At 35.6% G+C, this 23,129-nt stretch carries 23 protein-coding genes and 4 pseudogenes; 21 read left to right on the top strand and 6 right to left on the bottom strand.

The window, feature by feature from the left end:
* Nucleotides 1-185: 185 nt before the first annotated feature.
* Entirely contained in the window at nt 186-584 is a 399-nt protein-coding gene (locus IGL70_RS13730; RefSeq protein ID WP_021401123.1) for a hypothetical protein, read from the bottom strand.
* Nucleotides 585-1,102: 518 nt separating this feature from the next.
* Between IGL70_RS13730 and arr the strand changes: the two genes are divergently transcribed.
* Nucleotides 1,103-1,516: an NAD(+)--rifampin ADP-ribosyltransferase gene (gene arr, locus IGL70_RS13725; RefSeq protein ID WP_069955805.1), complete on the top strand. Its 414-nt coding sequence runs from the start codon at nt 1,103-1,105 to the stop codon at nt 1,514-1,516.
* A 145-nt stretch (nt 1,517-1,661) separates the two neighbouring features.
* Entirely contained in the window at nt 1,662-1,952 is a 291-nt protein-coding gene (locus IGL70_RS13720) for a hypothetical protein (RefSeq protein ID WP_010733534.1), read from the top strand.
* Between the two features lie 50 nt (nt 1,953-2,002).
* Here the strand turns inward: IGL70_RS13720 and IGL70_RS13715 are convergent, their stop codons facing one another.
* A complete protein-coding gene (locus IGL70_RS13715) occupies nt 2,003-2,461 on the bottom strand; it encodes a hypothetical protein (protein ID WP_002325145.1) in 459 nt (152 codons plus the stop codon).
* A 61-nt stretch (nt 2,462-2,522) separates the two neighbouring features.
* Here IGL70_RS13715 and IGL70_RS13710 point away from each other — a divergent pair, with 61 nt between their 5' ends.
* The 16 genes and pseudogenes from IGL70_RS13710 (at nt 2,523) to IGL70_RS13635 (ending at nt 17,137) form a co-directional block, all read left to right on the top strand.
* The gene (locus IGL70_RS13710; RefSeq protein WP_002294511.1) at nt 2,523-3,107 is read left to right on the top strand and encodes a recombinase zinc beta ribbon domain-containing protein; all 585 of its coding nucleotides are present in this window, start codon (nt 2,523-2,525) and stop codon (nt 3,105-3,107) included.
* A 442-nt stretch (nt 3,108-3,549) separates the two neighbouring features.
* A complete protein-coding gene (lsa(E), locus tag IGL70_RS13705; RefSeq protein ID WP_002294513.1) occupies nt 3,550-5,034 on the top strand; it encodes an ABC-F type ribosomal protection protein Lsa(E) in 1,485 nt (494 codons plus the stop codon).
* A 53-nt stretch (nt 5,035-5,087) separates the two neighbouring features.
* Nucleotides 5,088-5,891 carry a lincosamide nucleotidyltransferase Lnu(B) gene (lnu(B), locus tag IGL70_RS13700; RefSeq protein WP_002294514.1) on the top strand — a complete coding sequence of 268 codons (804 nt, stop codon included), beginning with the start codon at nt 5,088-5,090 and terminating at the stop codon, nt 5,889-5,891.
* Between the two features lie 780 nt (nt 5,892-6,671).
* Nucleotides 6,672-7,400, top strand: a pseudogene (locus IGL70_RS13695) (recombinase zinc beta ribbon domain-containing protein); the annotation flags it as partial.
* A gap of 142 nt (nt 7,401-7,542) precedes the next feature.
* Complete coding sequence (locus IGL70_RS13690; protein ID WP_002303393.1) at nt 7,543-7,767, top strand: helix-turn-helix domain-containing protein; 225 nt, start codon at nt 7,543-7,545, stop codon at nt 7,765-7,767.
* Between the two features lie 14 nt (nt 7,768-7,781).
* The gene (locus tag IGL70_RS13685) at nt 7,782-8,651 is read left to right on the top strand and encodes a nucleotidyltransferase domain-containing protein (RefSeq protein WP_002303392.1); all 870 of its coding nucleotides are present in this window, start codon (nt 7,782-7,784) and stop codon (nt 8,649-8,651) included.
* Nucleotides 8,632-9,366 (top strand): class I SAM-dependent methyltransferase, encoded by a 735-nt coding sequence (locus IGL70_RS13680; protein ID WP_000662263.1) that lies wholly within the window; start codon nt 8,632-8,634, stop codon nt 9,364-9,366. Before IGL70_RS13685 ends, IGL70_RS13680 begins: the two co-directional genes overlap by 20 nt.
* Nucleotides 9,367-9,398: 32 nt before the next feature.
* On the top strand, nt 9,399-10,262 hold the full coding sequence (locus tag IGL70_RS13675) for an aminoglycoside nucleotidyltransferase ANT(6)-Ia (protein ID WP_002294505.1): 864 nt from the start codon (nt 9,399-9,401) through the stop codon (nt 10,260-10,262).
* A gap of 43 nt (nt 10,263-10,305) precedes the next feature.
* The gene (locus tag IGL70_RS13670; protein WP_002294507.1) at nt 10,306-10,833 is read left to right on the top strand and encodes a phosphoribosyltransferase family protein; all 528 of its coding nucleotides are present in this window, start codon (nt 10,306-10,308) and stop codon (nt 10,831-10,833) included.
* A 227-nt stretch (nt 10,834-11,060) separates the two neighbouring features.
* On the top strand, nt 11,061-12,380 hold the full coding sequence (locus IGL70_RS13665; protein ID WP_002338419.1) for an IS1380-like element ISSsu5 family transposase: 1,320 nt from the start codon (nt 11,061-11,063) through the stop codon (nt 12,378-12,380).
* Between the two features lie 151 nt (nt 12,381-12,531).
* Nucleotides 12,532-14,058, top strand: coding sequence for a type IA DNA topoisomerase (locus tag IGL70_RS13660; RefSeq protein ID WP_226061412.1), 1,527 nt, complete (start codon nt 12,532-12,534; stop codon nt 14,056-14,058).
* 102 nt (nt 14,059-14,160) lie between these two features.
* Nucleotides 14,161-15,057: a ParA family protein gene (locus IGL70_RS13655; protein WP_104866222.1), complete on the top strand. Its 897-nt coding sequence runs from the start codon at nt 14,161-14,163 to the stop codon at nt 15,055-15,057.
* A gap of 91 nt (nt 15,058-15,148) precedes the next feature.
* Nucleotides 15,149-15,364, top strand: a complete 216-nt coding sequence (locus IGL70_RS13650) for a peptide-binding protein (RefSeq protein ID WP_001835296.1) — start codon at nt 15,149-15,151, stop codon at nt 15,362-15,364.
* A 16-nt stretch (nt 15,365-15,380) separates the two neighbouring features.
* Complete coding sequence (locus IGL70_RS13645; protein ID WP_005237730.1) at nt 15,381-15,653, top strand: antitoxin; 273 nt, start codon at nt 15,381-15,383, stop codon at nt 15,651-15,653.
* A 1-nt stretch (nt 15,654) separates the two neighbouring features.
* Nucleotides 15,655-16,518 (top strand): zeta toxin family protein, encoded by an 864-nt coding sequence (locus IGL70_RS13640; RefSeq protein ID WP_104765522.1) that lies wholly within the window; start codon nt 15,655-15,657, stop codon nt 16,516-16,518.
* 130 nt (nt 16,519-16,648) lie between these two features.
* Nucleotides 16,649-17,137, top strand: coding sequence for a molecular chaperone DnaJ (locus IGL70_RS13635; protein ID WP_074603863.1), 489 nt, complete (start codon nt 16,649-16,651; stop codon nt 17,135-17,137).
* Between the two features lie 84 nt (nt 17,138-17,221).
* On the opposite strand, the gene IGL70_RS13630 is transcribed toward IGL70_RS13635, so the two are convergent.
* The gene (locus tag IGL70_RS13630) at nt 17,222-17,818 is read right to left on the bottom strand and encodes a TetR/AcrR family transcriptional regulator (protein ID WP_002326773.1); all 597 of its coding nucleotides are present in this window, start codon (nt 17,816-17,818) and stop codon (nt 17,222-17,224) included.
* A gap of 311 nt (nt 17,819-18,129) precedes the next feature.
* On the opposite strand from IGL70_RS13630, the gene narA reads away from it, so the two are divergent.
* Together narA and narB are read left to right on the top strand one after the other, a co-directional pair.
* Nucleotides 18,130-19,011, top strand: a complete 882-nt coding sequence (narA, locus tag IGL70_RS13625) for an ionophore ABC transporter ATP-binding subunit NarA (protein WP_074626908.1) — start codon at nt 18,130-18,132, stop codon at nt 19,009-19,011.
* A gap of 23 nt (nt 19,012-19,034) precedes the next feature.
* Nucleotides 19,035-20,648, top strand: a complete 1,614-nt coding sequence (gene narB / locus IGL70_RS13620; protein WP_104765523.1) for an ionophore ABC transporter permease subunit NarB — start codon at nt 19,035-19,037, stop codon at nt 20,646-20,648.
* 71 nt (nt 20,649-20,719) lie between these two features.
* Here narB and IGL70_RS13615 read toward each other — a convergent pair.
* Nucleotides 20,720-21,232, bottom strand: a pseudogene (locus tag IGL70_RS13615) (IS30 family transposase); the annotation flags it as partial.
* Between IGL70_RS13615 and IGL70_RS13610 the strand changes: the two are divergent.
* Nucleotides 21,231-21,610 (top strand): annotated as a pseudogene (locus IGL70_RS13610) (zeta toxin family protein); the annotation flags it as partial. The pseudogenes IGL70_RS13615 and IGL70_RS13610 overlap by 2 nt on opposite strands.
* A 262-nt stretch (nt 21,611-21,872) precedes the next feature.
* Here IGL70_RS13610 and erm(B) read toward each other — a convergent pair.
* Together erm(B) and IGL70_RS13600 are read right to left on the bottom strand one after the other, a co-directional pair.
* Nucleotides 21,873-22,616: pseudogene (gene erm(B), locus IGL70_RS13605) on the bottom strand (23S rRNA (adenine(2058)-N(6))-methyltransferase Erm(B)); the annotation flags it as partial.
* A gap of 118 nt (nt 22,617-22,734) precedes the next feature.
* Nucleotides 22,735-22,818 carry a 23S rRNA methyltransferase attenuator leader peptide ErmL gene (locus IGL70_RS13600; RefSeq protein ID WP_031929417.1) on the bottom strand — a complete coding sequence of 28 codons (84 nt, stop codon included), beginning with the start codon at nt 22,816-22,818 and terminating at the stop codon, nt 22,735-22,737.
* Nucleotides 22,819-23,129 lie beyond the last annotated feature (311 nt).

Below are 23,129 nucleotides of genomic sequence, written 5' to 3'. Positions count from 1 at the left end.
AAGGACTGCTAATGTACTCATCAATAGCAATCCTTTTTTAGAATCCGGAATCTTTTTTATTTTATTTCTAATGCCGAGGCAAATAAATCTACACAGGAATCGATTGGTATTTACTTTGGAGGTGGTTTTCCAGTAACATATAATACCTCATGTCATCTTTTGTATACTTCTCCATAAAAAAGAGCCTATACGGTCGTTTTAAAAACAACCTGATAAGCTCCTTTTCTCCTAAAAGCCTCTTTCCGATTCCCTATTAAAAGAAATTCTAAAAGGAAGAGACGCTGTCTTTCTTCTTTGACGTTGAGGATTTCTATTAATCCTCGTTTCTCCAGCTTTTTAAGTTGCTGAAGCATTCCTTCATGGGTTGTTGCTCTCATTTCCATCCCCTTGATTTTATCCGGGGGATTGTTAAAGAGAGAGAACAATTCCCTTGCGAAGTCTCGCCCACAATTCTTTCCACTTATCTTCAGCATCAGAAACCGAAGGGCACAATAAGGCCTTTGGGTAATCCGAATATGCTTCCACCTGAAAACGTAGGCAAGATAAGGATTGAGATTGTGTGGTATGATTGGCAAGTTAAACATAATAATCACCTCCATATGGGTGTCAAAAAAACGAGCAGCTCCAAAACGAGTCTGGTGCTGCTATACTAATAAACTTAATAAAATTAAAACTTAATGAGGTATTATTATTATACCACAAAATGGACATTCTGGCGGAGATTTTGACTCATCATAACATTCAATTAATTTGGAGGTAAGATTAGATGAATAAAAAATTTGATCCAAATAACGTTATTATTAAAATCTGCATGAGTGGGATGGGATTGGAGGACTGTGGAAACAGTGAGGGTGCGATTGCGATGTTTCATAAAGCATGGCACGAAGCAACGGATGACTATGAAAGATTTATCGCAGCTTATCATTTAGCTCGTATACAAGAAAATATTACAGATAAATTAAAATGGATGGAAACATCCTTACAGTGTGCACAAAATATAGATGATGATAACGTTAAGAGTGCTTACTCCACGTTGTATATAAACATTGCCAACTGTTATGAGGAGTTGGGTGATTCTGAACAGGCAACTAGAAATTATGAATTGGCCAAATCATATAATGGTGCACTAACAGATAAAGGCCCATTTTACCATGGGACAAAGGCAGATTTGAAAGTTGGTGATTTTCTGATAGCGGGTGGAAATTCAAATTACAAACCTGGGCTTAAAATGAACCATATTTATTTCACTGCTAATGTCAATGGGGCAGGTCTTGCAGCAGCATTAGCAAAAGGAAAAGGAAGAGAACGCGTTTATATAGTAGAACCTACAGGTGAATTTGAAAACGACCCAAATGTTACTGACAAAAAGTTCCCTGGTAACTTAACGCGTTCTTATCGCTCACAAGAACCTTTAAAAATTATTGGTGAAGAAACAGAGTGGACGAAACCGACAGCTACTAAGCGACGAGAATGGCATGAAAATTTAGCTAAAAACAAAGGCGATATTATTAACTAAACACATTTAATGGTGTGATAGTTGAAGGTCGATATGTTCCCGCCTACCGATAGTGCCAAAAACGTAGTGGATATGTTTCCGAGAACGGATACGCTCAAATGACATTCATTCTGTCCTCTCGAGCCACGTTGAGACGTGTGTTTTATTGTCCCACAAAAGTGCAGACGATTTTATCAGTGTAAAAATGGAGTACGCAGACGACCGAAAAATCCAGCCAGATCGTATCACCTACAGGCTTATTCAGGAGTATATCGAAGAAAAGTACGGCTTCAAAGTTCACACTGCAAACATTGCAGAGGTCAAAAGAAACTTAGGCCTGCCGATGTACGACGCACCAAACGCAGTTGAAGAACTAAAACGCCCATATAAACCAGCACCAGAATATAAAGTAGAAGCTATTAAAGACGCATTAAGGCACTTCAAGGTCATAGATTAAAGTAAAGTACCCTTTCAGCAGATCATTACTGTTGAGAGGGTCTTACTTTTTCAGAAGCCGGCCAATGTAAGGATAGCCCTACAAGATTGCGGGTCTTTCTCTTCGAGCCATGTTTCCAGATTGCTTATAGCGATATCCTTTTGAATATGGATGCTCTCTTCAAATCGATATTCGATTGCACATGTAAGGATATCAACAGGTTCATCAAGAACCTTACCGCCAAGAACTGGGTATTCGTCAATTACAATCCAGTCAGGTGGGAGACCATCAAAGAGAGCCTGCGGATACAATTCCCTAAAGTGAATCTCAATTTCCATAGCTTCGATCTCACCTTGTTCTTTATCTGGGTAACAAGTGGCATAAGATACATCGAAGCCTCTAGTGAGCAGCATCTGAACGACATTGATGAGTTCAATATCAACAGGAATGGTCTTATCGGCGCATTTACAACAAGGCTTCGACCAAATTTCACTGTATAGCTCTAAACATCGTGGACACATCGTCATCATACAATCACTTCCTTCACCAGTTTATAGAAAGTAGTTCTTTTAAGATTAAGTGCCTGCATAGTTGCAGTTGCAGTTTGCTCGCCAGTGCGGTGATATTTACCGCCGGGTACACTGGAATAACCGAGGTTACAAGTCTATTGTTTGGAGATGCGTCAGCCGTTTGGAGGAAAAAGGATCTGAATGTACTGCCCCTACCATAAACGAGGAAACATTGCAGACAGCAGTGGTCAAGGCTATTAACGAACTTTTGGCTAACAAAGAACCCTTCCTCCAGGCGTTGCAGAAAAACATAGCTACTATACTTAATGAAGAAAATGATAATGCCACCAATGATATTGATAGCAAATTGGAAGAATTACAACAACAGCTTCTTATCCAAGCAAAATCCAAGAATGACTATGAAGATGTGGCTGATGAAATCTACCACCTTCGAGAATTGAAGCAAAATGCACTTGTTGAAAATGCAGAGCGTGAAGGAAAAAGGCAACGAATCGCTGAAATGACTGATTTCTTTAATGAACAATCCTGTGAGTTAGAGGAATATGATGAGCAGTTAGTAAGGAGGCTTATAGAAAAAGTTACGGTATTTCATGATAAGTTCGCCGTTGAATTCAAATCAGGAGTCGAGATTGATGTAGAAGGGTAATCTTTAGAAAGAGAACAGAAGAATTATATTGGATTTTTAAAGATAATATGATATAATAAAACGACTTGGAGGTGGAAGAATGTATAACTTTTCTTGCTAATTATATGATGCATAATAAGATATTTAAAGAAACGGCTATAGAACCGTTTGTTTTGTTATGCAAATTGCAAGAAAGTTAAGTATTCTACACTCAATAATACATTACAGTAACCTTATGTTATGTATAACAAAAGGTAATAATAGTATTTGTTTTTGAGCCGTAAGAATTTACTTTCTTGCGGCTTTTAATATTTGTAAAAGAAAGGAAGATAAACGTGATAGACAATGATACTATGTCATTCATGACAAAATCCTTGCAGAGTTGGATAACATTATAGAGTAATTAATGCCGAAAACCGACTTTGCTTATAAAATTTTTATAATGTAAAGGAGGAAGAAATATATGTCCTTAATAAATGTTTCAAATCTAACTTTTTCATATGAAGGAAGTTATGACAATATTTTTGAAAATGTAAGTTTTCAGATAGATACAGATTGGAAACTCGGTTTTATTGGAAGAAACGGACGCGGTAAAACTACTTTCTTAAATTTACTGCTTGGCAAATATGCGTATTCCGGCAATATAAGTTCTACAGTTAAGTTTGAGTATTTTCCTTATGATGTGGAAGATAAGAGTCTATATACAATTGAAGTAATGAAGAGTATTTGTACGGAATGTATGGATTGGGAGATTTTTCGTGAAATATCATTGCTTGATGTTCAAGAAGATGCTTTATATCGTCCGTTTAATACATTGTCAAATGGTGAGCAAACGAAGGTCCTTCTTGCAGCTTTATTCCTTACAGCGAGTTGTTTCCTGCTTATTGATGAACCTACAAACCATCTTGACATCGATGCACGTAATGTAGTGCAAAACTATTTGAAACGCAAGAAGGGGTTTATTTTGGTATCTCATGATAGAAGCTTACTTGATCAATGTGTTGACCATATACTATCTATCAATAAAACGAATATCGAAATCCAAAAGGGAAATTTTACTTCTTGGTGGGAGAACAAAACGTTACAAGATAATTTTGAACTGGCAGAAAACAAGAAACTCCTTAAAGAAATAGGAAGGTTGTCTTATGCAGCAAAACGTAGTTCAAACTGGTCAAATAAAGTAGAAAAAAGTAAATATGGAACAACAAATTCTGGTTCAAAACTGGATAAGGGTTATGTTGGACATAAGGCTGCAAAAGCGATGAAACGTGCCAAAAATATTGAGTCAAGACATCAGGAAGCCGTTTTACAAAAATCAGAACTGCTCCACAACATTGAACAATATGATGACTTAAAAATTTCACCACTTGAATTTCACAAAGAGTGCTTAATAGAAGCGAATGATTTATCATTGTCTTATGGAGATAAAGAAGTATGCAGTAATCTTAATTTCAGAGTCAATATTGGTGATAGAGTTGCCATTATCGGAAAAAATGGGAGTGGTAAGTCTAGTATCCTAAAATTGATTAATGGAGATGATATTAAATTTACCGGAAATTTTATGCTAGCAAGTGGACTAAAAATTTCTTATATTTCGCAAGATACTTCATATTTAAAAGGTAATCTATCTGAATTTGCCTATAATAATAAGATCGATGAAACTCTATTTAAAACGATTCTTCGTAAACTGGATTTTAATAGAGAGCAGTTTGATAAGAACATGGTGGATTTTAGTGCTGGTCAGAAAAAGAAAGTACTAATTGCTAAAAGCCTTTGTGAAAGTGCACATTTGTATATATGGGATGAGCCATTGAACTATATTGATATTTTTTCACGTATCCAAATTGAAAAAATGATTTTGGAATATTGTCCTACACTATTGTTTGTGGAGCATGATGATGCTTTTTGCAATAACATTTGTACGAAAAATATTAATTTAGGTTTGTAGAGATTTTGAGTTGCCACAATAACTAAAAGATATTTACATGAAAGGGTGAAGAAATGTTAAAACAAAAAGAATTAATTGCAAACGTTAAGAATCTTACTGAGTCAGATGAACGAATTACAGCTTGTATGATGTATGGATCGTTTACCAAAGGAGAAGGTGACCAATACTCTGATATAGAGTTCTATATATTTTTGAAAGATAGTATAACCTCGAACTTTGATTCATCCAACTGGTTGTTTGACGTAGCTCCGTACTTGATGCTTTATAAAAATGAGTACGGAACAGAGGTAGTTATTTTTGATAATCTTATACGTGGGGAATTTCATTTCCTTTCTGAAAAAGATATGAACATAATCCCCTCGTTTAAAGATTCAGGTTATATTCCTGATACGAAGGCTATGCTTATTTACGATGAAACAGGGCAATTAGAAAATTATTTATCAGAGATAAGTGGTGCAAGACCAAATAGACTTACTGAAGAAAATGCTAATTTTTTGTTGTGTAATTTCTCTAATCTATGGTTGATGGGAATCAACGTTCTAAAAAGAGGAGAATATGCTCGTTCATTAGAACTCTTATCACAACTTCAAAAAAATACACTACAACTTATACGTATGGCAGAAAAAAATGCTGATAATTGGCTAAACATGAGTAAAAACCTTGAAAAAGAAATTAGCCTTGAAAATTATAAAAAATTTGCAAAGACCACTGCTCGATTAGATAAGGTAGAATTATTTGAAGCCTATAAAAATTCTTTGCTATTAGTTATGGATTTGCAAAGTCACCTTATTGAACAATACAACTTAAAAGTTACACATGACATTTTAGAAAGATTGTTGAATTACATTAGTGAATAGGAGAGTAACGTTATTCACAGTATTGGGTACTGAAAATTAACAGCATACCTCAGTTTTTCAAAAAACAGCGAAGCCTATGGATATGTTCCCGTCTACCGATAGTGCAAAAAGTGTCGTGGATATGTTTCCGAGAACGGACATACACAAATGACATTCATTCTGTCCTCTCAATCCATGTGGAAGCAGTATGTCTGTTAACAAGAAAATAATTATTGTTCGTCCTGACGAGTTGTTAGACTCGAAAAGGATAAACATCATTTTTAGAACCGGTAGCCGATTTTTGGCTAGCGGTTTTTTGGGCTCTTTGGCAAATAGTGGTGATTGAATCTCGCGCTATCCTATGGAAAACCGCCTTGTGTGAGGGGCTGCGAGACCGCTTCGATCCTAGAATTGCTGAAGCACGAATCTAGCGTCACTCACATTTCATCTTTTGACGTAGCTGAGACAAGGTGTTTTTCTTCGATCCGCTAGTGGTTAATCTCTTTTTGGTGCAAATATGGTTTAGAATTTCTTTGCATGGCTTAAGGGAGTGGAGAATCGGATATTAGTAGGATTTACATCCACAGATAAAAATAGGCTTGATTTTAACAGCGAAACTAAAATACCCTACTTAAATGAAGTGATAGATTAGATGTTGGGTTGTTAGGAGATGCTTAAAAATCCTATGCAATCAATAGTTTTTAGTGTTTGTTGACTTGATCCCTAAATCGCCTGAGTACTAAACGTTGAGTGTGTCTGCTTACTGTCACTAGCCAGTAAGTGAGACTGTAGTTAATCTCTCATTTTCCCCAGTATTATGTTGAAAATAGCCATGAAGCGATTATTTCTAAAGAGTTATTTTTGCAGGCTCAAGAAGAAATTTATCGGAGAAGTAATATCTACACAGGAGAAGGCAAGAACAAAAGAATTTATAGTAGCAAGTACGCTTTAAGTGCCATCACCTTCTGTGGATATTGTGGCGATATTTATAGGAGAACCTATTGGAATATTCATGGCAGAAAAGAATTTGTCTGGCGATGCGTGACTAGAATCGAGCAGGGTCCCGAGGTATGTAAGAACCGAACCGTAAAAGAAGATGAACTCTATGGTGCGGTAATGACCGCAATTAATAAGCTACTTGCTGGTGGCAACAATATGATAAAGACACTGGAAGAAAATATTCATGCTGTGATTGGAGAAACCACAGAATACCAAATTTCAGAGATTAATACCCTACTAGATGAAAAACAAAAAGAACTAATCAAGCTGGCCAATAAAGGTCAAGATTATGAATACCTGGTAGATGAGATCGATGAGATGCGAGATAAGCGTCAGACTCTTTTAGTAGAAGATGCCTCCCTCAGTGGCGAGAACGAGCGCATCAATGAGTTGATTGAATTTATCCGCAAGAACAAATTCCGCACCTTAGAATATGATGATAAGCTTGTAAGGAAGATAATCCAGAACGTTAAGGTCTATGAAGACCACTTCGTCATAGCCTTCAAACCAGGTATCGAAATGGAAATATGAAAACCAGAAGTAAATAGCCCATGACTCTGAAGTAGAGTTGTGGGTTTTCTTTTAATTGCTGATTATAATAATATTTTAATGACTATTGCATTTATCAACCAAATGGTTTATGTTATTCTTAGCATAAACTTGGAGGTGCTGTATGACTACGGCAGAAATGATTAAAGAACTGTGTGAGCAAATGAATATAAGTGTTTCCGAACTTGCTAGACGTATTGGCCAGACTCCACAGAATTTCAATAAAAAATTACAACGAGAAACAGTAACCTTGGATGAGTTGAAGGCCATTGCTGATGTGCTAGGTGTCAAGTTTGTGCAGGCATTTATTTTACCAGATGGAGATGAAATAAAAATATCTAACGAATAAAGGAGGATGTTTATATGGTAGGTAATGTTATTCAAATAGTAACAGAGAAATTATCATCTTTGCCTTTTATAGAAGGCATTGTATTAGGGGGCTCACGTGCAAGAAGCACCCATACAGAAAATTCTGATATAGATATCGGAATCTATTACAATTCAGACTCATTTGACCTGACAGCGATTAATCAAATTGCTACAGAGTTGGATGATGAGAATAGAAACAACCTTGTTGTACCTCCCGGAGCGTGGGGTGATTGGGTTAATGGCGGTGGATGGTTAGTTATAAACGGGTGTCATGTTGACTTGATATTACGTGATATAAAACGGGTGGAACAAATAATCAAAGATACGGAGCAAGGAATTGTTACTGCCAATTATCAGACCGGGCATCCCCATGGTTATATAAGTGCTATGTATCGTGGAGAATTAGCGATTAGTAAAATACTATATGCTAAGAACGAAAGCTTATGCGAATTAAAAAAGCAGGCAGAAATTTACCCTACTGCTCTAAAGAAAAGCTTGATGAACTTTTTTATATTTGAAGCTGAATTCTCTTTAATGTTTGTAAAAGCAAATGCGGGGGCAGAGGATAAATATTATATTGCAGGCCATGTTTTTCGTATTATTTCATGCTTAAATCAAGTACTATTTGCATGTAATAATGCTTATTGCATTAACGAAAAGAAAGCTATAAAACTGCTTGAAACTTTTGAATATAAACCTGAAAAATATGCCGAAAGAGTTAATCATATTTTTGAAGTACTCGGTCTTTCTCTTTTTGAATGCTACGATATGACCGAGAAACTTTATAAAGAAGTGAATGAAATTGTATCGGAGATAAATAACTTTTTAAACGAGGAGAGTTCAGATGAAAGAAAACAAATATGATGATAATATATTTTTTCAAAAATACAGTCAAATGAGTCGCTCGCAGAAAGGACTGGCTGGTGCGGGAGAATGGGAGACTTTGAAAAAGATGCTACCTGATTTTAAGGGTAAGCGTGTGCTTGATTTAGGATGCGGCTATGGATGGCACTGTATATATGCGATGGAAAACGGTGCTTCCTCTGTAGTAGGTGTTGATATTTCTCATAAAATGCTCGAAGTAGCAAAAGGAAAAACCCATTTTCCACAGATTGAATATGAATGCTGTGCCATAGAAGATGTGGATTTCCCAGAGGAGAGCTTTGATGTAATACTAAGTTCGCTTGCGTTTCATTATGTAGCAGACTATGAGAATTTAATAAAAAAGATATATAGGATGCTGAAGGCTGGTGGCAATTTAGTTTTTACAGTTGAACATCCTGTTTTTACTGCTCATGGAACACAAGACTGGTATTATAACGAAAAAGGAGAAATACTGCATTTCCCGGTGGACAATTATTATTATGAGGGCAAACGGACAGCTATGTTTTTGGAAGAAAAGGTTACAAAATATCATAGAACACTGACCACATATCTAAATACACTGCTTTCAAATAGTTTTATAATAAATCAGATTGTGGAGCCACAGCCGCCAGAGAACATGATGGATATTCCGGGGATGGCGGATGAAATGCGACGCCCAATGATGCTGATTGTATCGGCAAAAAAGAAGATGTAATAATATAGAAAAAATAAACGAGGAGTATGTAAATGAGATCAGAAAAAGAAATGATGGATTTAGTACTTTCTTTAGCAGAACAGGATGAACGTATTCGAATTGTGACCCTTGAGGGGTCACGCGCAAATATTAATATACCTAAAGATGAATTTCAGGATTATGATATTACATATTTTGTAAGTGATATAGAACCGTTTATATCTAATGATGACTGGCTTAATCAATTTGGGAATATAATAATGATGCAAAAGCCGGAGGATATGGAATTATTCCCACCTGAAGAAAAGGGATTTTCCTATCTTATGCTATTTGATGATTACAATAAAATTGATCTTACCTTATTGCCCTTGGAAGAGTTAGATAATTACCTAAAGGGCGATAAATTAATAAAGGTTCTAATTGATAAAGATTGTAGAATTAAAAGGGACATAGTTCCGACTGATATAGATTATCATGTAAGAAAGCCAAGCGCAAGGGAGTATGATGATTGCTGCAATGAATTTTGGAATGTAACACCTTATGTTATTAAAGGATTGTGCCGCAAAGAGATACTGTTTGCAATCGATCATCTGAACCAGATTCTACGGTTTGAACTACTTAGGATGATGTCGTGGAAGGTTGGGATAAAGACAGAATTTTCATTAAGTGTTGGGAAAAATTATAAGTATATTAACAAATACATTGATGAAGATCTATGGAATAGATTATTATCTACATATCGCATGGATTCCTATGAAAATATTTGGAAGTCATTATTTATATGCCACCAATTGTTCAGGGAAGTGTCCAAAGAGGTAGCAGAACTACTGGGGTTTGATTATCCAGAGTATGGTAAGAACATAACAAGATATACCGAGGACATGTATAAAAAATATGTTGAAAATGACTATTTTTAAAGATTAGCAAAGATTATTAACCATAAGCAAGGGGTGTAAATGTATGGAAAGTACTGATGTTATAAATGAAATTAGAGGTATATTACCTCGTAACTCAATTGGAAAATATGATTTACTAACTATTTTTACACATAAAACCGTTTTTGATAAAATTGTAAAAGTACTATCATTGGATTTTCAAAATAAAGTAGATTATGTGGCTGCCCCAGAAGCAATTGGATGGATACTAGGCACTGCCATAGCCAAAGAACTTGGAGTGGGGTTTATTGGAGTAAGAAAAGGTGATAAGCTGCCATACGCAAAAGAAGAGATTATTTCGACACATTTTACCGACTATTCAGGTCAAGATAAAAGCTTTGAAATATCTAAGAGTTCTATTGTGAGGAACAAAAGAGTTTTGATTGTAGATGATTGGATAGAGACAGGTTCTCAAATGAAGGCTTTAATAGCTTTGTTAGAGAAATTGGATTGCAGCATTATTGGGTTGGCTACTATTGGGATTGATATAAATGAGGTTACTCAAAAATGGATAGACAGCAGTTTTGTAGCTTATATTGGCTCAAACATATAATAAACCGAAAGAAAATCTTGAATCAAAATTTTGGATGGCGTTAATTTACAATACAACGAAAGATGTTTACCCTGAATAATTCATACTTTTTAATTGAAACCGTCTGAAACTGCCTAACGGCAGTCTGATAATTACTTTTTTAGTTTCACCCCTTAAGTGATGAAAAAAGAACCCCATTCTGCTATGGTAAAGGTGACGAAACCAACCATAAGAAAGGAGTTCTTCTCATGACTAGCTTACACAAAAATCAAGTTAAATTCAATTCAAATATCACTATTTCACATACCGGTGGTCGTCTATCAAGTGATTCGGGGTTAGTCCTGGTTAAAGAATTAATGAATACCTTCGGCTTTTCGCACTTAGCTAAACAATGGCTCCATATTACAGATCATCGGGCTTATTTTACCCATGATAACTTAGCGATATTGGAACAGCTTATTATGCAATTAATTGCTGGTTACTCGGCAGACTCATCAGCTAATCTATTAAGACGGGATCCTGTCTTTCAAGCTGTACTCGGTAAAAAACAGTTGGCATCACAATCCTCAATCTCACGGTTTCTGGATCGTTTCACCGAGGAGAACATCGATCAACTCCAAGCATTAAATCAGTCATTGATTGATAAAGCACGTTTAATTCGCAATGACACCGAGTTAATCATTGATGTCGATTCCACACATTCGGATACCTTTGGACGCCAAGAACAAACAGATTATAATGCCCATTATCAAACCTACGGCTATCACCCATTAGTTGCCTTTGATGGACTGACCGGAGATTTCTTAAAAGCTGAACTGCGTTCAGGCAATCAGTACACATCTAAAGGGGTAAAAGCCTTTATCAACCCGCTTTTACACCACTACAAGAGCACGTTACCTCATACCGAGATATTGGTTCGGGGTGACAGCGGCTTCGCCACACCAGAGGTGTATGAGTCTTGTGAAGCAACTGAAAGCCAGTACGTTATCCGATTAAAGAGCAATCGGAGGTTAAGTCAGTTAGCTGAACATTCTGTTCTTTACGGGGACAATCAAGAATGGGAAGAGCGAGAAGTGCAGTATTTTTCACTACCTTATCAAGCACAATCCTGGTCGAAACCTCGTCGTGTCTGTATACGCTCCGTCCGTGAAGGAGGAGAATTGCTATTTCATCATGCGTTTATTGTGACTAATCTATCCGACAATGTCTCGCCTGAAGTCATATTTTCTCTTTACGGCAAGCGAGGAACAATGGAAAATTTCATCAAAGAAGCGAAAGGTGGCTTTTACTTCGATAAAACAGATAGCCCGCGTTTCTTAGAAAATCATGTCAGAATGATGATCAGTGTCCTTGCATACAACCTCGTTAATTTTTTAAAAAGCATTGGTTTTGATAAAGTGAACCAGGGCATGACGATTCATTCCATCCGGCTGATATTGCTTAAAGTAGCCGGTAAACTTGTTCAGACTGGGAGACAGGTCTATCTCAAACTGTCAAGTTATCATGTGTATCAAACTGAATTTTATAAGGTTTTTGAACGCCTGCGGCGATCCAAACAATGGATTTAGACTAGTTATCACACAAATTTTTTAACCGATTCTTTTTCAAGGGATTCGTCTGCCCTTAAATAGACAAATAATTTTTATTATGATCTTCTTCCGTAGGCATCCTGTTCGAAAACACATTATTTTGGAAGAAAGTATCTGCCTAATTTAAAAATTGGCAATTTGTTCAAAAAAACAGGTTAAATTTAGAGCTATGAATTATTCAGGTTTTTTCGAGGTGGAAGCTAGTATAAAAGTAAACCAAGGGTCGTTTAAGGGCGTTCTAAGCCCCACACAGCGTTTTAAGAGCCAAGAGGAACTTTTATCCTTTGTTTCTTCTAAACAAGCTAAAATAGGCAATCAAGAGGGGATAATTGCTGATGTTCAAACCAAAGAGAAGAAAACGAATAGTCCGAGTTTGTTTTCTTTAAGTAGTTTACAATCAAAAGTCAATCAGCTTTATAAAGCGACAGCAAGCCAAACTTTAAAAGCTATGCAAGGACTGTATGAAGCAAAATTATTGAGTTATCCAAGAACAGATACACCATTTATTACAGAGAACGAATTTGCTTATTTAAAAGCAAATTTTGGCAAATATAGCGGTTTTTTAGGACTTGATCTCGAAATGGTTCAAACAGAGCCTAGAAAGCGTTATGTGGACGGTAGTAAGGTACAGGAACACCACGCCATTATCCCAACAAAACAAGTACCTACCGAATCTGCATTAGCAAAAATGGACGATTTACAACGAAAAATATATGCTTTAGTCGTTAAAACGACCGTTGCCATGTTTTTACCTGATTACTTGTATGAAGAAACCAAGATACAAACGAAAGTAGCTGATTTGCTGTTTCAATCGATCGGAAAGACACCAAAACAAGAAGGTTGGAAAATTCTTTTCAAACAACAAACCAAAGAAGAAAAAGAGGACGTTCAAACGTTACCCTTGGTTATCATTGGAGAACATGCCGAGGTTGACGTTAAGAGTGCCGAAAAAGAAACACAACCACCGAAAGCTTTTACAGAGGGTACATTATTAACTGCTATGAAAACCGCTAATAAAACGGTTGATGATGAAGAAGCAATCAAGATTTTACAAGAAGTCGAGGGGATCGGAACAGAAGCGACAAGAGCAAGTATTATTGAAGCGTTAAAACAAAAAGAATATATCCAAGTGATTAAGAATAAGCTTGTTGTAACTGAAAAAGGAAAATTATTGTGCCAGGCAGTTGAAAGTCAGCACCTTTTAACGAGTGCTGAAATGACGGCTAAATGGGAAACGTATTTAAAAAAAATCGGTAAAAGAGAAGGCAATCAAGAAAACTTTATTAATAATATCAAGAAGTTTATCGTTCATTTACTGGAAGCTGTACCTAACGATATAGAAAAACTAAATTTTTCTGATTACCAGGTACAGAAAGAAAAAGAAGCTGAAAAAAGTATTGTAGGAAAATGTCCTAAGTGTGGTAACAATATTGTATTAAAAAAATCGTTTTATGGTTGTTCAAATTATCCTGAATGTAAGTTTACTTTAGCTGAACATTTTAGAAAGAAAAAACTAACCAAAACGAATGTAAAAGAATTACTGGAGGGAAAAGAAACCCTGGTAAAAGGAATCAAAAACAAAGAGAAAAAGCCCTACAATGCCGTTGTAAAAATCGGAGAAAAGGGATATATTGATTTTATCTCTTTCTCAAAATAAACATAAAAGCCCTTTAAACAGGGCTTTTATATATTAATCACAAATCACTTATCACAAATCACAAGTGATTAATCACAAATCACTTGTGATTTGTGATTCCTAATGATACAATATTACTATACAAAAAAAGAATGGGGCGTAGTTATGGAGAAGGAAGAACTAAAAATACTTGAAGAATTAAGACGTATTTTAAACAGTAAAAATGAAGCAATTGTTATCTTAAACAATTATTTTAAAGGTGGTGTTGGAAAGTCAAAATTATCGACTATGTTTGCTTACTTGACAGACAAATTTAATTTAAAAGTTTTAATGATCGATAAGGACTTACAAGCAACATTGACAAAAGACTTAGCAAAAACTTTTGAGGTAGAATTGCCACGTGTCAATTTTTATGAAGGCTTGAAAAATGGAAACTTGGCTTCTTCTATTATTCATTTGACTGATAATTTAGACTTGATCCCTGGCACGTTTGATTTGATGTTACTGCCAAAATTAACTCGCTCATGGACGTTTGAAAATGAAAGTAAATTACTAGCTACTCTGTTGGAACCTTTAAAAAGTGACTATGATCTCATTATTATTGATACTGTACCAACGCCAAGCGTTTATACAAATAATGCAATCGTGGCAAGTGATTACGTTATGATCCCTTTACAAGCAGAAGAAGAAAGTACAAACAACATTCAAAACTATATTTCCTATTTGATTGATTTACAAGAACAATTTAACCCTGGACTAGATATGATCGGTTTTGTTCCTTATTTAGTTGATACGGACAGCGCAACGATAAAATCAAACCTGGAAGAACTGTACAAGCAACATAAAGAAGATAACTTGGTTTTCCAAAATATTATCAAGCGAAGTAATAAAGTAAGTACCTGGTCTAAAAACGGAATTACAGAACACAAAGGCTATGACAAAAAAGTTTTATCCATGTATGAGAACGTATTTTTTGAAATGCTTGAGCGAATTATTCAATTAGAAAACGAAAAAGAATAGAATCACAAATCACAAGTGATTAATCACAAATCACTTGTGATTTGTGATTGTTGATGATAAAATAAGAATAAGAAGAAATAGAAAGAAGTGAGTGATTGTGGGAAATTTAGGCGCACAAAAAGCAAAACGAAATGATACACCAATCAGTGCAAAAAAAGATATAATGGGAGATAAGACGGTTCGTGTTCGTGCTGACTTGCACCATATCATAAAAATCGAAACAGCAAAGAATGGCGGAAACGTAAAAGAAGTTATGGATCAAGCCTTAGAAGAATATATACGGAAATATTTACCTGACAAACTTTAAAAGGAGTGAAAATGAAATGGCAGTTACGTATGAAAAAACATTTGAAATAGAGATCATTAACGAATTATCGGCAAGTGTTTATAATCGGGTATTAAATTATGTTTTGAATCATGAATTAAATAAAAATGACTCTCAATTATTGGAAGTCAATTTATTAAACCAATTAAAGCTTGCAAAACGTGTAAATCTTTTTGAATATTCTTTAGAAGAATTACAAGCCGTTCATGAGTATTGGCGGTCAATGAATCGTTACTCAAAACAAGTTTTGAATAAAGAGAAAGTGGCTTAATATGGCAAATATAGTCAATTTTACTGACAAACAGTTTGAGAATCGCTTAAATGATAATTTAGAAGAATTGGTTCAAGGAAAAAAAGCGGTTGAATCGCCAACCGCTTTTTTACTTGGTGGGCAACCAGGGTCAGGAAAAACCAGTTTGCGATCAGAAATTTTTGAAGAAACACAAGGGAATGTTGTTGTCATTGATAATGATACCTTCAAACAACAGCACCCTAATTTTGATGAATTAGTGAAACTTTATGAAAAAGACGTAGTAAAACACGTTACCCCTTATTCGAATCGCATGACAGAAGCGATTATAAGCCGTTTGAGCGATCAAGGGTATAATTTGGTGATTGAAGGTACTGGACGAACAACAGACGTTCCCATTCAAACTGCAACAATGCTTCAAGCCAAAGGTTATGAAACAAAAATGTATGTCATGGCAGTACCTAAAATCAACTCATATTTAGGAACAATTGAACGGTATGAAACTATGTATGCAGATGATCCAATGACAGCCAGGGCAACACCAAAACAAGCGCATGATATTGTTGTCAAAAACTTACCGACCAATTTAGAAACCCTTCATAAAACGGGCTTATTTAGCGATATAAGGCTTTATAATAGAGAAGGAGTGAAACTCTATTCAAGCTTAGAAACGCCTTCCATTAGTCCGAAAGAGACCTTAGAAAGAGAATTAAATCGTAAAGTATCAGGGAAAGAAATTCAACCGACTTTGGAGAGAATAGAGCAAAAAATGGTTCAAAATCAACACCAAGAAACCCCTGAATTTAAAGCAATTCAACAAAAATTGGAAAGCTTGCAGCCACCTACACCACCAATACCCAAAACACCTAAACTTCCAGGACTTTAAACCTTAAAAAAGGAAAAGAGTAGTTACCAAAAAACGGTAACTACTCTTTTTTTATAAAAACATTTCCTCAAACGCCTAACAAAAATGGTTGTCAAAAAGCCAAAAATCAAAAAGAAAAGGAATGATAAAAATGAAATACATTAAAAATGTTGAAACATTGGAAGAATTGAAAAAAGCCTACAAAAAGTTAGCTTTTAAGTTACATCCCGATTGTGGCGGAAATGAAGAAGAAATGAAAATTTTGAACAATGAATATGACGAACTGTTTAGCAAACTTAAAAACACTCATAAGAATAAAGAAGGTAAAACTTACACCAAAGAAACAACAGAAACACCCGAACAGTTTAAGGATATTATTAATAAATTGTTCAATCTAAAAATGGACGGCGTAGCAATCGAAGTAGTAGGAACATTTATATGGCTAACAGGTAATACAAAACCATATAAAGAAGATATAAAAGCCCTAGAATTCCGATATTCACCTAAAAAATATGCTTGGTATAAAGCCCCTAAAGATTACAAAAAAAGAAGCCGACTACGATCAATCTGTGAGAAGCGGCTGTCTCTGAGACAATTGCATCACATTTTAGTTGTGAATATGTATCTCAAATACACCTAGCAGATGAATCGATTCTGATTTGTATGCATACATTTTATTTTTTTGTGGATTCGGCGAGTATTTCTTCTTTTGTTGTTCGTAAAACTATTGTCTCGGAGCGATTCCTTTTACCAACAGCTCAGTCCATTCCGCTGTATAAGGCAGGATTTTCTCATAAATCTGCGGATTAGAGATGCCTTCGATCATGGCTTGAAAATACAACATCAAAAATTCATCTGAATATTTTAAATCGACTTTTCCTTCTTTACGCCCGCGATGGAATAGATCCAACATAATGCCAAAACTTTGCTTTGTATAAGCTTCCATCATTCGGGTAAAGCCGCTGTCTTCTTTTTTAGTGTAATAGCTCATTAAATCTAAGTAAAATTGTTTATTGATTTTTTCGAGGTAATCGATTTTATTTTGACTCATGGCGATCAAGGTTTCTTCAAATGATGCATTTTTCTCCATGATTTTTTTAGCTTTTTCCCCCATTTCATCCATTGACCGGATAAAGACTTCATGAATGAGCTTTTCTTTGCTGCCAAAATATTTAAAAATAGAAGTTTTTCCTACATTGGCCTTTTTGGCCACAGCATCGATCGTTAAATTCTCGATTCCCGTATCTGTATTCATCAGATCAAAAGCAGCTCGTAAAACTTTTTTCTTTTTTTCTTCTGTTCTTCGTTCAAAACCATCCATTAAAAATGCCTACTTTCTATAAAAAAAGAACTTTTTGTTTATTGTAGTTTAAAACTAACTTCGTATATATTATATAGGAAAGAATACGAACTAACAATGGAATTGCAGGTTTAAATTTAAAATTATTTTTATTGACTGTTAAAATAAAAAAGAATATTATTGGAGTTGTAAAAGAGTTTTGGTTTGAAACAAAGTATAAAAGGGTATTTTATGAACGATACATATTGTATTAGTTCATAAAAAAGGTGCGTTTTGTTCAGAATGGAAAGCTCGTTATAAAATCATGTCAAAAGAAAAAGGAGTTATGTACCATGACAGAAATTGTAAAAGTACAAGGCTTGCAAAAAAAATTTGGTAAATTACAGGCGTTGAAAGATGTCTCATTCACAGTAAACGCCGGTGAAGTTGTTGGTTTTATCGGACCAAATGGAGCAGGAAAGTCAACGACGATCCGTACACTGCTAGGAATCATCAACCGAGACGAAGGAGATGTCCAAATATTCGGAAAAGATGTTTGGAAAGATAGTCTAGAAATCCATAAACGAATTTCGTATGTTCCTGGAGATGTTGCTCTTTGGGGCAGCCTGACTGGTGGAGAGATCATTGATCTATTTATCAAACTTCATGGCGGCGGGAGCAAAGCAAAGCGCGATTATTTAATCAAACGATTTGAACTTGATCCAAAGAAAAAAGCCAAAGGTTACTCTAAAGGAAATCGTCAAAAAGTCGGTTTGATTGCTGCACTTTCAGTTGAATCTGATCTGTATATTTTAGATGAACCGACTTCAGGACTAGATCCATTGATGGAAGCAGTATTCCAAGAAGAAGTAGAAAAAATCAAAAATGATGGCAAAGCGATTCTATTATCTTCACATATTTTAAGTGAAGTTGAACGATTAGCAGATAAAGTAGCAATCATTCGACGTGGAGAAGTAGTTGAAACAGGTACATTAGATGAATTGCGTCATTTGACTCGCTCAACAGTTACATTGGTGACAAAAGGCGATATTGAGAAACTTGCGACGCTCTCTGGCGTGCATGATTTTGTTCAAAAAGACGGCAAAGCGACTTTTTCTGCTGACAATGAAGCGATAAATACGATTCTGACCGAGGCAACCAAATTAGGTGTGACAAAAATCGAATCTGTACCGCCAACGCTTGAAGATTTATTCATGCGTCACTACGAAGGCTGATTGTCGGAACGGAGGAAAAGAAAATGAATGAAAAATTTGCCCGTTGGAACGTATTGTTCATTCAATACGTGAAACGCGATTGGAAAAAAATAATTGTTTGGGTTTTAGGTTTGGGTTTGTTCTCAGGAGCATATGTACCAGCATTTGAAGAGATTGCTAAAGGACAAGGCCTTTTAGGGATGTTTGAAACGATGCAAAATCCAGCGATGATCTCGATGGTTGGACCTACACCAATCAAAATAGGTACGGATTATACTTTAGGAGCGATGTATGCTCAAGAGATGTTGCTGTTTTGCGGATTGTTCGCAATGATTATCTCAGCACTCCATGTGGTGAGCCACACGCGAAAAGAAGAAGAATTAGGTTTGACTGAATTGGTTCGCTCATTTCGAGTAGGACGACAAGCCAATTCATTAGCTGTTATCAATGAGATGCTGTTGATCAATCTTTTATTAGGTCTTTTAATCGGCGGACTCATGATGAGTTTTGGTGTAAAAACGATTGATGCCGAAGGAGCTTTCTTGTTCGGAGGATCAATTGCATTGGCGGGAATTATCGGTGGTGTATTGGCACTTGTGATGTCGCAGATTATGGCGACTTCTACTGGAGCAACCGGCTCGACATTAAGTCTTATAGGACTTTTGTATATTGTGCGCGCTGGAACAGATGTGTCTAATCTTGATCTATCAATGTTCAATCCAATGGGATGGATTTACTTGACCTATCCTTTCACAAAAAATAACTGGCTACCATTATTATTTGCTTTGATTTTTAGTCTTGTTTTTACCGTACTTGCGTTTGTGTTGGAAGAACATCGCGACATGGGCGCAGGTTATCTTCCTGAACGAGAAGGACGTGCGACGGCGAAGAAATCACTACTTTCTGTACCTGGTTTGTTTTTCAAGATTAATAAAGGAGTAATGATTGGTTGGATGATCGCATTTGTGGTTATGGGAGCTGCGTATGGCTCCATTTATGGAGACATGCAAGTCTTTCTTGGCGGAAATGAACTGATGAAACAAATGTTCACTCAATCTGGCGTTTCCATTGAAGAATCCTTTACGGCAACGATCATGATGGTAATGATTGGATTAGTCACAATCTTGCCAATCGCGGTGGTCAATAAATTATTTGCAGAAGAAACAAGACTGCATCTGAGTCAACTGTATGTAACGAAGATTACGCGAGGCCAATTATATTGGACAACGATATTTTTAGCTATTTTTGCTGGAGTCGTAGGCATTGGCTTAGCATCAGCGGGATTAGGTGGAACGGCGATTTCTGCGATGAAAAATGAATCGACTATGGATCTGACCGATTTCTTAGCTGCTGGATACAATTTTCTCCCTTCCATCTTATTTTATATTGGTTTGGCTGCTTTAGCGTTAGGCTGGTTGCCAAAATTTGGAAAAGTAATCTATGCTTATCTAGGCTATTCCTTTGCTTTGAATTATTTCGGCGGAATCTTAGATTTGCCGGATTGGTTCTCAAAAACTGCAATTCAAAGTTGGATTCCACGCTTACCGATGGAAAAATTTGATGGAACGATTTTTGCAGTAATTACTGTTATCAGTATCGTCTTCTTATTTGTCGGCTATTTAGGATACAAACGCCGTGATATGGTAGAAGGCGCTTAAAAATTGAATTTCTAAAAAACCGTTCATATTTACGAAAGTCGATTTGAGCGGTTTTTTTATGGCTTCAATTGTCAAATTAAGTGCAACGATTCATTAAAAAATACTTCATAAGGGGTTTTCCAATTTAGACATTTCCGTGGTCGCGTGTTTAATTTATTCGCCCATTCTTGAATTTGACTATCGAAAATACCTGAAATATCTTCACCTTTGGGTGAATATTCTCGTAATAAACCATTAGTATTTTCGTTTGTACCACGTTGCCATGGAGCATGTGGATCTGGAAAATACACTTTAGTGCCATTTAATTCTAGCGTTATTCGACTATGTTGGGAGAATTCTTTTCCTCTATCGGGTGTAACGGTTTTACATTTATCTTCTCCTACATTTCTTAGTAGATTGATCATACAATCAACCACATTTTTAGAGATTTTCTTTTCAACTTTACCAAGTAGGGAGAAACGAGATCTACGATCGACTAGAGTTACAATACGAGCCCTACCTGTTTTACCGGCTACAGTATCAGCTTCCCAATTACCAATCTCAAGGCGCTCATTGGCAGCAGATGGCCTTTCATGGATCTTATTGTATGCAGATGATCCAATGACAGCTAGGGCACCACCAAAACAAGCGCATGATATTGTTGTCAAAACCTACCGACCAATTTAGAAACCCTTCATAAAACGGGCTTATTTAGCGATATAAGGCTTTACAATAGAGAAGGAGTGAAACTCTATTCAAGCTTAGAAACGCCTTCCATTAGCCCGAAAGAGACCTTAGAAAAAGAATTGAATCGTAAAGTATCAAGTAAAGAAATTCAACCAACTTTAGAACGAATAGAGCAAAAAATGGTTCTAAATAAACACCAAGAAGCCCCTGAATTTAAAGTAATTCAACAAAAATTAGAAAGCTTGCAGCCACCTACACCACCAATACCCAAGACACCTAAACTTCCAGGACTTTAAACATTAAAAAAGGAAAAGAGTAGTTACCAAAAAACGGTAACTACTCTTTTTTTATAAAAACATTTCCTCATGTTGGGGTCCCGAGCGCCTACGAGGAATTTGTATCGATAAGAAATAGATTTAAAAATTTCGCTGTTTTTTTCTAATTTCATTTTGAGGTGAATTAATTGGTAGTTATTAGAGGTGCCCTATACCTAATAATTTATCTACATTCCCTTTAGTAACGTGTAACTTTCCAAATTTACAAAAGCGACTCATAGAATTATTTCCTCCCGTTAAATAATAGATAACTATTAAAAATAGACAATACTTGCTCATAAGTAACGGTACTTAAATTGTTTACTTTGGCGTGTTTCATTGCTTGATGAAACTGATTTTTAGTAAACAGTTGACGATATTCTCGATTGACCCATTTTGAAACAAAGTACGTATATAGCTTCCAATATTTATCTGGAACATCTGTGGTATGGCGGGTAAGTTTTATTAAGACACTGTTTACTTTTGGTTTAGGATGAAAGCATTCCGCTGGCAGCTTAAGCAATTGCTGAATCGAGACTTGAGTGTGCAAGAGCAACCCTAGTGTTCGGTGAATATCCAAGGTACGCTTGTAGAATCCTTCTTCAACAATCAGATAGATGTCAGACGCATGGCTTTCAAAAACCACTTTTTTAATAATTTGTGTGCTTAAATGGTAAGGAATACTCCCAACAATTTTATACCTCTGTTTGTTAGGGAATTGAAACTGTAGAATATCTTGGTGAATTAAAGTGACACGAGTATTCAGTTTTAATTTTTCTGACGATAAGTTGAATAGATGACTGTCTAATTCAATAGACGTTACCTGTTTACTTATTTTAGCCAGTTTCGTCGTTAAATGCCCTTTACCTGTTCCAATTTCGTAAACGGTATCGGTTTCTTTTAAATTCAATTGTTTTATTATTTGGTTGAGTACTTTTTCACTCGTTAAAAAGTTTTGAGAATATTTTATATTTTTGTTCATGTAAACACTCCTGAAGTGATTACATCTATAAACAAATACAGAAGTTAAACGATTTGTTTGTAATTTTAGTTATCTGTTTAAAAAGTCATAAGATTAGTCACTGGTAGGAATTAATCTAACGTATTTATTTATCTGCGTAATCACTGTTTTTAGTCTGTTTCAAAACAGTAGATGTTTTATCTACATAACGCATTTGGAATACCAACATGACGAATCCCTCCTTCTTAATTACAAATTTTTAGCATCTAATTTAACTTCAATTCCTATTATACAAAATTTTAAGATAATGCTCAACACACTCTTAAGTTTGCTTCTAAGTCTTATTTCCATAACTTTAGGGTTAACCATACGCAAGACCAATCACTCTCGGACAATACTCATGATTTTAATGATAAAATCCATGTTAAACCCATAGATAAGAAATACACCTGCAATAACCGTTACCTGTTTGTGCCAATTTAAAAATGCACCACTTTTTTATAATTAAAACTGTTGAAAACTGTACCACTAATAACTCAC

Origin of the sequence: Enterococcus sp. DIV0901a (assembly GCF_051711525.1) — a bacterium.
GTDB lineage: Bacteria > Bacillota > Bacilli > Lactobacillales > Enterococcaceae > Enterococcus_B > Enterococcus_B faecium.
Note: the sequence above shows the minus strand (reverse complement) of the source record. Positions and strands in the feature narration are given on the sequence as shown.

Bases quoted from the DNA above. Each gene is read 5' to 3' on its own strand.
- IGL70_RS13730 (WP_021401123.1), bottom strand. From the start codon at position 584: ATGTTTAACTTGCCAATCATACCACACAATCTCAATCCTTATCTTGCC.
- IGL70_RS13715 (WP_002325145.1), bottom strand. From the start codon at position 2,461: ATGATGACGATGTGTCCACGATGTTTAGAGCTATACAGTGAAATTTGG.
- IGL70_RS13690 (WP_002303393.1), top strand. From the start codon at position 7,543: ATGACTACGGCAGAAATGATTAAAGAACTGTGTGAGCAAATGAATATA.
- IGL70_RS13685 (WP_002303392.1), top strand. From the start codon at position 7,782: ATGGTAGGTAATGTTATTCAAATAGTAACAGAGAAATTATCATCTTTG.
- IGL70_RS13680 (WP_000662263.1), top strand. From the start codon at position 8,632: ATGAAAGAAAACAAATATGATGATAATATATTTTTTCAAAAATACAGT.
- IGL70_RS13675 (WP_002294505.1), top strand. From the start codon at position 9,399: ATGAGATCAGAAAAAGAAATGATGGATTTAGTACTTTCTTTAGCAGAA.
- IGL70_RS13670 (WP_002294507.1), top strand. From the start codon at position 10,306: ATGGAAAGTACTGATGTTATAAATGAAATTAGAGGTATATTACCTCGT.
- IGL70_RS13665 (WP_002338419.1), top strand. From the start codon at position 11,061: ATGACTAGCTTACACAAAAATCAAGTTAAATTCAATTCAAATATCACT.
- IGL70_RS13655 (WP_104866222.1), top strand. From the start codon at position 14,161: ATGATACAATATTACTATACAAAAAAAGAATGGGGCGTAGTTATGGAG.
- IGL70_RS13645 (WP_005237730.1), top strand. From the start codon at position 15,381: ATGGCAGTTACGTATGAAAAAACATTTGAAATAGAGATCATTAACGAA.
- IGL70_RS13640 (WP_104765522.1), top strand. From the start codon at position 15,655: ATGGCAAATATAGTCAATTTTACTGACAAACAGTTTGAGAATCGCTTA.
- IGL70_RS13635 (WP_074603863.1), top strand. From the start codon at position 16,649: ATGAAATACATTAAAAATGTTGAAACATTGGAAGAATTGAAAAAAGCC.
- IGL70_RS13630 (WP_002326773.1), bottom strand. From the start codon at position 17,818: ATGGATGGTTTTGAACGAAGAACAGAAGAAAAAAAGAAAAAAGTTTTA.
- narA (WP_074626908.1), top strand. From the start codon at position 18,130: ATGACAGAAATTGTAAAAGTACAAGGCTTGCAAAAAAAATTTGGTAAA.
- narB (WP_104765523.1), top strand. From the start codon at position 19,035: ATGAATGAAAAATTTGCCCGTTGGAACGTATTGTTCATTCAATACGTG.
- IGL70_RS13600 (WP_031929417.1), bottom strand. From the start codon at position 22,818: ATGTTGGTATTCCAAATGCGTTATGTAGATAAAACATCTACTGTTTTG.